This window comes from Solibacillus silvestris (assembly GCF_051967575.1).
GTDB lineage: Bacteria > Bacillota > Bacilli > Bacillales_A > Planococcaceae > Solibacillus > Solibacillus silvestris_B.
Window position 1 is genome coordinate 12,444 of sequence record NZ_JBQCJW010000016.1, and the last position, 13,194, is coordinate 25,637.

Annotated in this window: 11 protein-coding genes; 8 read left to right on the top strand and 3 right to left on the bottom strand. The window is 41.1% G+C overall.

Annotation, left to right across the window (positions count from 1 at the left end; all coding sequences use genetic code 11):
- Position 1 precedes the first annotated feature (1 nt).
- Positions 2-1,231 (top strand): aminopeptidase, encoded by a 1,230-nt coding sequence (locus ACTHOQ_RS11280; protein WP_440496247.1) that lies wholly within the window; start codon positions 2-4, stop codon positions 1,229-1,231.
- A gap of 20 nt (positions 1,232-1,251) precedes the next feature.
- A complete protein-coding gene (locus tag ACTHOQ_RS11285; protein ID WP_440496248.1) occupies positions 1,252-2,121 on the top strand; it encodes an SGNH/GDSL hydrolase family protein in 870 nt (289 codons plus the stop codon).
- A 53-nt stretch (positions 2,122-2,174) separates the two neighbouring features.
- Here the strand turns inward: ACTHOQ_RS11285 and ACTHOQ_RS11290 are convergent, their stop codons facing one another.
- A complete protein-coding gene (locus tag ACTHOQ_RS11290; RefSeq protein ID WP_440496249.1) occupies positions 2,175-3,818 on the bottom strand; it encodes a glutathione ABC transporter substrate-binding protein in 1,644 nt (547 codons plus the stop codon).
- 433 nt (positions 3,819-4,251) lie between these two features.
- Here ACTHOQ_RS11290 and nikC point away from each other — a divergent pair, with 433 nt between their 5' ends.
- The 6 genes from nikC (at position 4,252) to ACTHOQ_RS11320 (ending at position 12,602) form a co-directional block, all read left to right on the top strand.
- Positions 4,252-5,112 carry a nickel transporter permease gene (gene nikC, locus ACTHOQ_RS11295; protein ID WP_440496297.1) on the top strand — a complete coding sequence of 287 codons (861 nt, stop codon included), beginning with the start codon at positions 4,252-4,254 and terminating at the stop codon, positions 5,110-5,112.
- A 15-nt stretch (positions 5,113-5,127) separates the two neighbouring features.
- Positions 5,128-6,081, top strand: coding sequence for an ABC transporter permease (locus ACTHOQ_RS11300; protein ID WP_440496250.1), 954 nt, complete (start codon positions 5,128-5,130; stop codon positions 6,079-6,081).
- Between the two features lie 21 nt (positions 6,082-6,102).
- Positions 6,103-7,140: an ABC transporter ATP-binding protein gene (locus ACTHOQ_RS11305; RefSeq protein ID WP_440496251.1), complete on the top strand. Its 1,038-nt coding sequence runs from the start codon at positions 6,103-6,105 to the stop codon at positions 7,138-7,140.
- Positions 7,112-8,125: an ABC transporter ATP-binding protein gene (locus tag ACTHOQ_RS11310; RefSeq protein ID WP_440496252.1), complete on the top strand. Its 1,014-nt coding sequence runs from the start codon at positions 7,112-7,114 to the stop codon at positions 8,123-8,125. Before ACTHOQ_RS11305 ends, ACTHOQ_RS11310 begins: the two co-directional genes overlap by 29 nt.
- 257 nt (positions 8,126-8,382) lie before the next feature.
- A complete protein-coding gene (locus ACTHOQ_RS11315) occupies positions 8,383-9,546 on the top strand; it encodes an exonuclease SbcCD subunit D (protein WP_440496253.1) in 1,164 nt (387 codons plus the stop codon).
- 2 nt (positions 9,547-9,548) lie between these two features.
- Complete coding sequence (locus ACTHOQ_RS11320; protein ID WP_440496254.1) at positions 9,549-12,602, top strand: AAA family ATPase; 3,054 nt, start codon at positions 9,549-9,551, stop codon at positions 12,600-12,602.
- Positions 12,603-12,646: 44 nt separating this feature from the next.
- Here the strand turns inward: ACTHOQ_RS11320 and yxzF are convergent, their stop codons facing one another.
- Entirely contained in the window at positions 12,647-12,784 is a 138-nt protein-coding gene (gene yxzF / locus ACTHOQ_RS18925; protein WP_502229919.1) for a small protein YxzF, read from the bottom strand.
- A gap of 59 nt (positions 12,785-12,843) precedes the next feature.
- The gene (locus ACTHOQ_RS11325) at positions 12,844-13,170 is read right to left on the bottom strand and encodes a magnetosome magnetite crystal formation protein family (RefSeq protein WP_440496255.1); all 327 of its coding nucleotides are present in this window, start codon (positions 13,168-13,170) and stop codon (positions 12,844-12,846) included.
- Positions 13,171-13,194 lie beyond the last annotated feature (24 nt).

Genomic DNA, 13,194 nt, shown 5'->3' on the forward strand with positions numbered 1-13,194 from the left:
GATGACATTCGAAGAGAAGTTAGAGCAATTTGCAGAGTTGGCCGTTCGTATCGGGGTAAATGTTCAAAAAGGACAATACTTATTGATCAATACATCAACAGATACGCTGGAATTCACGCGTATTGTTGTGAAAAAGGCATATGAAGCAGGTGCAAGTCGTGTACATGTGAACTTAACAGACGCAAGCTTCGAACGTGCCTATTACGAAAATGTCACAGTGGAGGAAACAGCGAATTTCCCGAAATGGACTGTCGCACAACGTGAAGAATTAATCGAGCGCAAAGGTGCACTTCTTTGGATTGATGCAGAAAATCCTGATTTGCTGGAGGGCATTGCAGCAGAAAAAATCGGTGCACAGCAAAAAGCGGCGGGTACAGCACTCGTAAACTACCGAAAAGCAGTGATGAACGATGATATCGCATGGTCTATTATTGCGGTCCCATCTCCCGAATGGGCTGCAAAAGTATTCCCGGACTTGGCAGAAGAAGAGCAAGTTCCCGCATTATGGGACGCTATTTTCAAAACGGTTCGTATTGGTGAGGGGGATGCAGTAGAAAACTGGCAAGCCCATATTGAAAGCTTGCATGCACGCGCAGCTCAGTTAAATGCGAAAAAATATGCGAAATTGCACTATATGGCACCGGATACAGACTTAACAATTGAATTACCGGAAAAGCATCTATGGAAAAGCGGAAGTAGTCAATCACCGGACGGTACAACATTCATCGCCAATATGCCGACAGAAGAAGTTTTTACGCTTCCGGCGAAATATGGTGTAAATGGCTATGTATCGAATACGAAGCCCCTCGTATACAAAGGCAATATTATCGACGAGTTTAAGCTTACGTTTGAAAAAGGGAAAATCGTAAAAGCCGAGGCAAAGGTTGGACAAGACTTGCTGCAGCAGTTAATCGCTTCTGATGAGGGAGCAGCGTATTTAGGGGAAGTCGCATTAGTACCTCATGAATCGCCAATTTCTTCATCCAATATTTTATACTACAACACATTATTCGACGAAAATGCATCGAATCACTTAGCAATCGGCGAAGCTTACCCAACTTGCTATGAAGGCGGCAAAGAGTTAGAAAAAGGCCAGTTGGAAGCACTTGGCATCAATACATCGATAACACATGAGGACTTCATGATCGGCAGTGCAGATATGGATATCGACGGTATATTGGCAGATGGCTCAAAGGAACCGATTTTCCGTAAAGGGAATTGGGCATTTTAATTTTCGATAAGGGTGAGTAGATGCGAAAATTTTTGTATGGCATTATTTTTTGTATTGCTTTGTTTCCGACTACTGCATTTGCGGATGAGCATGAAGTGTATATAGCGCTTGGTGATTCCTTGGCAGCGGGACAAACTCCATATAGTCAAATTGATGCGGGCTATACCGACTTCATTGCCCTGCAGCTTATGCGCCACGGAAAACTTGCCCATTTTTCAAAGGAGCTTACTTTTCCGGGCTACCGTGTAGAAAATGTCATTGAATCGGCCAAGTCTGAAAAAGCGACACAGTTATTAAAAGAGGCGACACTTATCACGGTTTCTGCCGGGGCTAATAACTTACTGCCGCTTATTGCGCATAATCCGCATAAAGGAACACTTGCTTTCACACAGCTTAATGCGAATTTTGCATTGAATGAAGTACGCACGAATATTCAGGAGCTTCTTTCATTGATCGATTATAAGGCACCGAAAGCGAAAATATACGTAATGGGCTATTATTTTCCATATGTGAGTGTCCATAGAGAGCAACAACTAGGTGCGGCGAATGTTTTACAGATGCTTAATGCCATATTAAAGCAAGAGACAGAGCAAGCAGGGCATGTTTTTGTCGATGTTTATGAAGCGTTTGATGATAAGCGGGCGGATTATTTAACGAATGTACAAGATGTCCATCCAAACCAGGTCGGCTATCGCATTATGGCAAATGAAATGTTAAAGCACTATAGCGGAAATGATTCACTCGCATTGGCAAGAGAAGCAATGCCAGCGCCAAGGCCGAAAACATTTGAAGAAATGCTAGAGCTAGCAGGACAAAATGAAGCGGCGAAAAATGAGTACAATGTCACCGCATTTCATATTACAAATAAACCAAAACCGATATATGTATAAAAAAAGCATTCCCGCAAGAGAAAAACTTGGGGAATGCTTTTTCTGATCCTTAATTACTCGCTAATTTTAACTTCGCGTAATTGATAGATGCTGTCAGAACCTACGTTGAAGCCAGAAACTTTATCAGATACACCTGTTAATGTGTACGGGTGTAATACGAAAGCCATTGGCGACTCGTCTGAAATAAGTTGCAACGCTTCTTTGTAGATTGCTTCACGTTTAGCTGAATCCGCTTCACGACGGCCTTGTTCCAATAACTCATCCACTTTATCGCTAGAGTAGAATGAACGGTTACCTGGGTCGCCATGTTGAGAAGAATGGAATAATGCGTATAGACCATAGTCCGCATCACCAGTAGGGTTAGACCAGCCTAAAATGAACATGTCATGCTCACCAGCAGCTGTTTTTTCCAAGTATGAACCGAACTCCATTACTTCGATTTCAGCTGTTACGTTTAATTGTTTTAAAGCTTCTTGTAAAACGATTGCTACGTTTTGACGAGCAGGGTTGTCGTTCGTCCAAATTGTAGTTTTGAAACCGTCAGCATAACCTGCTTCCGCAAGTAAAGCTTTTGCTTCGTCCATATTGTAAGCCATTGATGTCACATCTTCCGTGTATCCGAAAATACCAGGAGCTAATGGTGAAATCGCAGGAATACCGTAACCTTCGTAAATGCCCTCGATTAAAGTCGGGCGATCGATTGCCTTTGAAATCGCTTGACGTACTTTAGGGTTGTTGAATGGCTCTTTTTGAGTATTGAAGCCAAGATAAGTTAAAGATGAAGAAGCTGTTTCCAATACAGAAGCGCCATCAAACGCATTAACGTTTTCAACTTGACCAGGCTCAACTGCGCCGATAATGTGGGCAAAACCTGATTGTAATTCTGCTACACGAGTAGCGCTTTCCGGTACCACTTTGAATGTTACTGTATCGATATTTGCAGGAGTACCTGCATATTCAGCGAATTTTTCCAATTTGATTTCAGTACCCGGTGTCCAAGAAACGAATTTGAATGGACCAGTACCTACTGGGTTTGTTCCGATTACAGAACCAGCTTTAACTGATGAATCGGCTTCCATTGCAGCGTAGTCATCTGCGATAGATTTAGGTGAAATAATACCGCCGCCATTATGTGTTAAGTGAGCAAGCAATGGCGAGAATGGATATTCAGTCACGAATTGAATTGTTGAATCATCGATTACTTTTATATCTGTTACCATCTCGAATAAGAAGGCACGCGGAGATGCAACCTCAGGATCCAATAAACGATCGAATGAAGTTTTTACAGCTTCAGCATTGAATGCTTCGCCGTCATGGAAAGTCACGCCTTGTTTTAACTTGAATTCCCAAGTTAATTCGTCAACTTGTGTCCAAGATTCTGCTAAACCAGGCACTAAGTCGCCGTTAGCATCACGGTTTACTAAAGTTTCATAAAGGTTAGATTGTACATTTGAAGATGGAACGTCATTTGAACCATGTGGATCCAATGAACTAGCATCTGATAATTCAGCGATAATTAAGTCACCGCCGCCTGCAGTATTTTCTTCAGCCGTACCAGAATCTGTATTTGTTTCAGTTCCAGTGTCTCCGCTATTTGTAGCTTCATCTGAATCATCCCCACCAGCACATGCAGCTAACACAAGGGCAAGTGTAAATGTAAGAAGCAGCATCCATAGCGATTTTTTAGAAAATGACATGATGGAAGTCCCCCCATTTATTATTATTGTAGAATATTACATAAATGTAAATTCTCTAAATAGAATAGCACAACTAATTACTGGTCATCAATATATAAAAAGATAAAAAGTATTTTAAGTAGAAAAAGTATGCGTTAGATAGTATATTATAATAGTGTTGCTAAATTCAGAAAATTAAAGAATTACTTATCCCTGTAAGTGTTAAGCATAATTTACTACAAAATAGTATACTATGTTAATATAATCAAATTGTTAAAAAATATAAAAATAACAAAATATTCCGAATTTTAACAAAACATTATTATGTTGAAATGTGTCCTTTTTCCTCTATATACTATTGTCTATACAAATTTTATAGAGTACTAGAAGGAATTAAAAATTGAAAGGGTGATTTATATTGAATACGGCACAAACAGAGAAAAATCCTTCTACTATGAAAAAAAGTAATCCACGTGCAGAAGCTTTCAAAACGTTTATGAAGCGTTTACTGAAAAACAAAGCGGCTGTAGTTGGTGGACTAGTTATACTTTTTATCATTTTAGTAGGTATAGTTGGACCGTTTTTAGTGAAAACGGATCCAAACGCTCAGAACATTTTAAACAAGCTTCAGCCACCTTCAAAAGAGCATTGGTTTGGCACAGATAACTTCGGGCGTGATATTTTTTCACGTATTGTCAATGGAACAAAGCTGACGTTAACGGTAGGATTTTTATCAGTATTCATCGGGGGTGTCATCGGGGTAATTTTAGGGATTGTAGCAGGTTACTATGGCGGCGCTATTGATACGATCACAATGCGCCTGATGGATATTCTACTAGCATTCCCCGGTATTTTATTAGCTCTTGCTATTGTTTCGGTATTAGGCGGCAGCTTAATAAACGTAATCATTGCGGTTGGTATATTCTCGATTCCTGCATTTGCCCGTATTGTGCGCGGTTCGACCTTGCAAGTGAAAAAGCTTGAGTATATTGATGCAGTGAGGGCACTCGGGGCATCGGATACACGGATTATTTTTAAACATATTTTACCGAATATTTTGTCACCAATAATCGTTCAGGCAACGATGCGTGTCGCAACAGCGATTTTAACAGCATCAGGCCTTGCATTCCTAGGTTTAGGCGCTCAGCCGCCAGCAGCGGAATGGGGAGCAATGTTAAGTGATGGTCGTACGTATATGCATAATGCCGGTCATATGGTATTGATTCCTGGGATGATGATAGTTGTTGTTGTATTGGCATTTAATATTTTCGGTGATGGATTACGTGATGCACTTGATCCGAAGATGAAACAATAGGAGGTGGAACAGTAAATGACTAAATATATTATTCGTCGTTTATTACAAACGATTCCCGTATTGTTTGGGGTTTCAATTTTAGTATTTTCATTGATGTTCCTAATTCCTGGTGACCCTGCACAAGTAATGGCAGGGGAAGGTGCATCTGAGCAAACAGTAGAAAACTTGCGTGAAAAATTAGGTTTGAATGACCCGGCATATGTGCAGTATGGTCGATTTTTAAGCAATGCCCTGCAAGGTGATTTAGGAAACTCAATTCGTAGTGGTCGTCCTGTAATGGATGAAATTCAGGCTCGTTTTTGGATTACCGTGGAAGTAGCTGTTTATGCAACGATATTAGCGGTATTTATTGGTTTAATTGCTGGGATTATTTCTGCAGTACGTCATTATACGCTTACAGATGTATCGATTATGATTGTCGCGCTGTTCGGACTGTCGATGCCAAACTTCTGGCTAGGCTTACTGTTAATTCAATGGTTTGCATTGGGCAATCTGCCATTCGGCTGGGAATTGCCGGAATTTTTAAAAATGCGCCCATCCGGTTGGGGTGACTCGTGGCGCCAAATTATTTTGCCCGTCCTTACACTAGGTACTGGGGGAGCCGCGATCATTGCACGTATGACACGTTCATCAATGCTTGAAGTCATCGGTCAGGATTACATCCGTACTGCCCGGGCAAAAGGCGTATCAGAGCGCATCGTTATTTATCGACACGCACTAAAAAACGCGCTTATTCCAGTAGTGACGGTTATCGGTTTGGAATTTGGCGGTTTCTTAGGCGGTGCAGTATTAACGGAAACAATTTTCGCCATTAATGGTATGGGTCGACTGACAATTGACGCGATCAGGCAACGGGACTTCCCTATTGTACAAGGGACTGTACTAGTTATTTCACTATTATTCGTAATTGTAAACCTACTTGTTGATATTTCTTACAAGTTCTTGAATAAACGAATTGACTTGAACTAAAAACGAAAAGAGGTGTGGCAAATGAATGAAATGGAAAATATTTTAGTCGTAAACGATTTACAAACATCATTCGGTACGGATGCTGGAGAAGTGCGTGCAGTGGATGGTGTTAGCTTTACCGTTCCAAAAGGAAAAACAATTGGAATCGTAGGGGAGTCAGGGTCAGGGAAAAGCATTACATCGCTTTCTATTTTACGTTTATTAGCATCAAATGGTAAAACAAAAGGCGGTGAAATCCTTTTTAAAGGGAAAGATTTGTTGAAGCTGTCCGACAAGGCGATGCGCGATATTCGAGGAAATCAAATTTCGATGATTTTCCAAGAGCCAATGACATCTCTGAATCCGGTTTATACGGTTGGACAACAAATTAGCGAAACGATAAAAATCCATAAGAAATTAGGAAAAAAAGAAGCAATGGAGCAATCGGTGGAAATGCTGAAGCTTGTAGGAATTCCTTCACCTGAAAAGCGCGTAAAGCAATATCCGCACGAACTTTCCGGAGGGATGCGCCAGCGTGTTATGATCGCCATGGCATTAGCTTGCGACCCTGAAATTTTAATCGCCGATGAGCCGACAACAGCGCTGGATGTTACAATACAAGCGCAAATTTTGGAGCTTATTAAAGATTTGCAAAATCGTTTAGGCATGTCTGTTATTATGATTACACATGATCTTGGCGTTGTAGCCGAAACATGCGATTATGTTGCTGTAATGTATGCAGGTCAAGTTGTGGAATACTCGGATGTGCGTTCATTATTCAAGCAGCCTAAGCATCCATATACGTTAGGGCTGTTAAATTCATTGCCGCGTCATGATGTGGATCAAGACCGCTTAATTCCTATTAAAGGAATGGTGCCAAGCCCGCATGAAATGCCTGTAGGCTGCCGCTTTGCTCCGCGTTGCCCGGTTGCGACAGAGCTTTGTCATCAAAAACAGCCGGAATTGCTTAATACAGGCGGCGATCGTTCAGAGCAAATTCGTTGCTGGATGTACTCGGATGAATGGGATGGAGAATCGGAGGTGACGCTATATGGCGAAAAAAGAACTGTTAAAGGTTGAGGGACTAAAACAGTATTTCCCGATTAAAGGTGGTTTTTTAGGCCGTACCGTCAACCACGTAAAGGCAGTAGATGATATTTCATTTACAATTTATGAAGGTGAAACAGTAAGTATTGTAGGAGAGTCTGGCTGCGGGAAATCTACGACAGGTCGGGCAATTTTACGATTGGAGGAGCCTACGGAAGGTTCTGTTGTTTTCCAGGGTACTGATATTACAAAGATTTCCAAAGGTGAAATGCGTAAATTCCGTAAAGACTTACAAATCATTTTCCAAGATCCATATGCATCGATCAATCCGCGTCAAACAGTAGCAAGTGTATTGAACGAAGCGATGCATATTCAAAATGTACTGCCGCCAGAACAGCGCCGTGCCCGCATCGAGCAATTGCTTGAAACAGTGGGATTACGACAATATCAAGCAGACCGCTATCCGCACGAGTTCTCAGGTGGCCAGCGTCAACGCATCGGTATTGCGCGTGCTTTGTCGGTAGATCCGAAATTGATAATTTGCGATGAGGCGGTATCCGCGCTCGATGTATCGATTCAAGCGCAAGTGCTGAACTTATTGGAAGAATTGCAAAACGAATATGGATTGACATATTTATTCATTTCACATGATTTAGGTGTAGTACGACATATATCAGACCGAATTATTGTAATGTACTTAGGGAAAATTGTGGAAATTGCGGATAAGATAAGCTTATTTGAAAATCCTCAACATCCATATACAAAAGCATTATTATCGGCAATCCCGGTTCCCGATCCGGATGCGGTGAAAAATCGTATCGTATTAAAAGGTGATGTACCTTCGCCGATTGATCCGCCGGCAGGTTGCCGCTTCCATACGCGCTGTCCATTTGCGACAGATAAATGCCGCACAGAAGAGCCGGCTTTGCGTACATCCAATTTAATGAAAGATACACATGAAGCTGCTTGCCACTATATGGAAGAAATTTCAGCAGGAACAATGCCAGCAAAGCAATAGCCGACAAATAGCCACAGTGTACGAATATTCGTACACTGTGGTTTTTATATTATTCATTCAGTAAAAGTTATATATGAAGAAAGTGTAGAGGTAGTCGCAGAATAACCGCCCCTCTATCTGGTTGAGTGAAGATAAAGCCCCCGGCGGATGTTACGGATTCGGTAAGCAGCGCAAAGCCGTAACCGAACGCAATTACGTCGAGACGTAATTGATTTTATCATGTACACTTATAAGTAATGAGACAGGAGGCGGTATTCATGAAAATTTTTCATACAGCAGATTGGCATTTAGGAAAGCTTGTACAAGGTGTGTCAATGACGGCAGATCAGCAATACGTACTTGAACAGTTCATCGAAGAAATAAAAAAAGAAAAGCCGGATGTTGTTATTATTGCTGGGGATCTGTATGATCGTTCCGTGCCACCGACAGATGCAATTCAGCTTTTGAACAAAACGCTTAAACAAATTTTAATCGATGGAAAAACGCCAATTTTAGCGATAGCTGGAAATCATGATAGCGCGACACGTTTAAATTTTGGCAGTGACTTGATGAAGGCAAGCGGATTACACATTATCGGTCACTTAGAAAAAAATATAGAGCCTGTTATTATGAGGGACGAGCATGGAGAAGTCTATTTTTATTTAGTACCATTTGCGGAGCCTTCCATTGTACGGGCAGTTTTTGAAGATGACTCGATTACGACACATGAAGGCGCCATGGAGAAAATCATTGATGAAATAAAACGGAAGCTCGATCCGAAGAAGCGCAATGTCATCGTCGCACATGCCTTTATAACGAAGGATGGGATGCCGGAGCTAAATACGAGCGATTCAGAACGTAAATTAACAATTGGGGGTACGGAATGTATAAATTCGGCATTGTTTGAGCCGTTTTGCTATACTGCGCTAGGACATTTACACCAAGCGCATTTTGTGGCAAACGAAAAAATCCAATATGCCGGCTCACCGCTGAAATATTCGGAGTCTGAAGTGACACATAAGAAAGGATATTTGCTTGTAAATTTACAAGGGGACGGAACTGCAACTGTGGAAAAAAAATTGTTCACACCGATACGGGATATGCGCATTGTGGCAGGAATGCTCGATGAAATTTTGCAGCACGCAAAAAGTGACGATTATGTATTCGTAAAGCTGCAAGACGAGCATTTTGTAAAAGGTGCGGCAGAGCTCGTGCGTACCGTGTATCCGAATGCTTTACACATAGAACGAACAGTTGTTTATGCACAAATGGAGCACGAAGCGACAACGATGAAACGTGTGCAAATGAATGATTTAGAGTTGTTTGAGCTGTTTCATGCTGAAATGACGGGCAAAACGTTAAGTGAAGAAACGAAAGCGATTTATGCTGAGGTGCTCCAGCAATTAATCGACACTGAACGTGAAATGCAGGAGGTGCTGTAACGATGAAGCCAATCAAATTATCGATGATAGCATTTGGGCCATATCTTCAAAAAGAAGTAATCGATTTTACAAAGCTGCATGAACATGGGATTTTTGTTGTTTCCGGTGCAACAGGTGCGGGAAAAACGACAATTTTTGATGCGATTACGTATGCACTTTATGATTCGGGAAGTGGTGAAGACCGCGAAAAGTCGTTATTTTTGCGCAGTGACTTTGCAGACCCGGCCGTTGATACGGAAGTGGAGCTTGAATTTGAGGTGCGTGGTCGCCTGTATCGTATTTGGCGCAAATTTGGACATGATGGCGCAAGCGCAAAACGCGAATTTTACGAGATTACAGGCGGTGTTGCCGTACCTGCAGTCGAAAAATTCCAGGTAAAGCTTGTTCAGTCGAAAGTCGAGGAGCTTATCGGACTGACACAATCGCAATTTAATCAGATCGTCATGTTGCCACAAGGTGAATTTCAAAAGCTTTTAACATCAGAGTCAAAGCATAAAGAGGAAATTTTCCGCAAAATTTTTAAAACAGAGCGCTTTACGAAAATGGTCGAACTGTTGCGGGAAAAAAAGAAGGCGGCAGAAAAGCTGTATGACCAGGCAAAAATGCAGCAGGACCACACGATTCACGAAATCCAGTCCCGTCTGCCTTACAGGGAGTCAGAGCTATTTCTGGCAATAAATCATGAAGTAACGAATATGTACCAAGTAAAGCAAGCATTAATGGGCGAACAGCAATATTATGAGGAACAGTATGCAATATTAAAAAGACAATATGAAGCGTCCAAATTGCATTTGCAAAAGTTGAATGAGGCATTTAGCGAGCAGAAGCTATTAAACGAACGTATAGAAAAATATTCAATAAGAAAGACAAAGCTTGCGGAACTTATGCAGCAGCAACAAACGATGCAAGCACAACAGCAGCGTCTTGAACTCGCAAAAAAGGCAAATCAGATTGAGCCTTTAGAACGCGAGCATGAAAAGGTGAAGCTACAGTTTGAACAAGCGGAAGCATCATTAAAAAAAGCAAAAGCCGATTATGAAACAGCGCAGAATCAACTTCGGCAGGCAACTGTACATTATAGCGAGCAAAAAAATCTTGAACCATTATTGGATGAGTATACGGAATTGATTTCTCGGTTGAAACAGCTTTTACCGGTATACGAAACAATTAGTGAACAGCGGGAAAAAGTTTCGAGGCTGAAAGAAAAACATAGTAGCGCAAAACAATTATTCGAAAAACTGCAAAAAGAAGCAGTCGATTTAAAAGAAAAGCAACAGCAGCAACAAATGATGATCAATGAGCTGGAAGAGTCGGTGTATACGTATCACGAAACTTTTGAGGCACATACAGCGCTTGAGCGGAAAATTGAAATAGCAAAAGAAGCATCCGCTTTACAGGCGAATATTGGAGCGTTAACAAAAAAGCTTGCAGAAAAGAAACAAATTGCAGACGAAGCGCAGTACAAATTTCAGCAAATGGAGCAGCAAGTCCGCAGCAATCAGGCAGCATTTCTCGCAGCTTCCTTACAGCATGGAGAGGCATGCCCTGTATGCGGCAGTACTGAACATCCAGCCATTCATAATAGTAAGGCATTGGAAGTCGATGGAAATGTGCTGACAGCATTGCGCCATGAAAGTGACAGCGCCCTGCAAAGCTATTATCAAGTAAATTCAAAGCTGGATATGGAGCAAAACGCATTGAAAGAAAAACAATATGCGCTCCAACAGCTAAATGTCGAATTTTCACTGCTGCATGAATATGAGCAGCAACTATTTACATTGGCAAACCAATTATCATTGCAAAAACAGCAGCAAACTATGCTCTTATCCGAAAAGCAAAAGATGGAGCAGCTTTTGCAAAATAAAGATGTGCTTCAAGAACGCATTGAAAAAGGGCAAAAATATATGATGGATATCGATAACCAATTTGCCCAGGAAAAAGGGAAGCTCGAGCAAAGCGAAAAATCTTTGCTGCCTCAATTTTCAACAGTGCAACAAGTAACAGAAGCGCTAGCGGGTCAGCAATTAAAGCATCGCCAATTAAAAGACGCGATCCAAAAGGCTGTGGAAGACTTGCAAAAAAAACAGTTGGTCGAAAAATCCTGCGAAGTTAACCGCCTCCATGCGACAAATCATTTATCGGAAAAACAGCAGGAATATGTATTAGCTCAAGCCGCATTCGAAACAGCAATGCAACAACAGGGCTTTCAATTGGAAACATATAAAAATGCGTTGCTGCCTTTAAATATTCAACAACAAATTCAGGATGCAATGGATGCCTATAAGCAAAATGTGCACACATTAACCGTACAAATTGCCGAGGAACAGCAACTGCTGGAAGGAAAAGAACTTGCGGATTTGACGGCTTGGGAGCATCAAATTTCAACATTGAACGAACAAGTGGAAGCACATTATTCTGAAGTGAAATTAAAACAATCGTACGCGGAACAATGTAAAACAACATTGGATAATCTTGAAAAAACAGCACAGCAAATAGAAGACTATAAAATAAAACTTATGCAAGTCGAACATATTTATGACTTGATTCGAGGACAAAACGAGGCGAAGATTTCCTTTGAGCGATTCGCGCAAATAGGCTACTTGGAAAAGGTGACGCATGCTGCAAATGAAAGGCTTCGTCTCCTGTCGAATGGTCAGTATTTCCTGAAATCAACAGGACGGAAAGAAGGAAATGCACAAAGTGGGCTAAGCATTGATGTATATGATAGCCATACAGGGCAAACACGCGATGTAAAAACATTATCCGGCGGCGAAAAATTCAATGCATCGCTCTCGCTTGCTTTAGGGATGGCTGACGTCATTCAAAGTGTGCAAGGAAGCGTGCATATTGATACGATGTTCATCGATGAAGGGTTCGGTACATTGGATGAGGAAGCACTGCGCCGGGCAATCGATATATTGATTGATCTCCAGCAATCAGGCCGTCTCATCGGTGTAATATCGCATGTGGCCGAACTAAAAGCAGCGATACCGGCAATTTTGCAAGTGCAAAAGCTTAAAGAAGGACATAGTAAAACAGAGATCATTATAAAATGAAAATAGCGGTTCGACGGCCAAGGAGGGTTGTCGAACCGCTATTATTAACGTTTCGGAGTTCGTCGTGTGCTCGTAGGTTGCGGGACCGATTTTTTATCGATCATTTTTTTTATGATGGGATACACGATTGGTCCATATTTGATTGCTGTTTTAATGAATTTATTTAGTTTCACAAATAACACTCCTTAACGAATGACATTTCGTACAAAAAATATACCCAAATATTAGGCATAGATAAACATTACCGTAAAACTTTAATTGCCTGGACTAAATTCCAAATTGCCGCTGCAAAGAAAATAATGACTAATAATACAAAGCCTATAAAGTATGTGCTTACAAAAAAGTCGTGCGCTGTAAAAGTATCATTCCAAGAAAGCGCTGAGGCGAAAAAGTAAATCATATATATAATGCCAAGTGCAATCGGGATGAATTGTGTAATACATGCCTTTTGGGAGTTGCTTTTAACAAATTCATCTTTTGAAACAAAAAATATAATTAACGGCAAAATAAATGGCGCAAAATAAAAACTCAAATAGCTTATTGCACTTAAACCTTTTGATTGGTCCATCATTTTTCCCTCCTCTATACATAT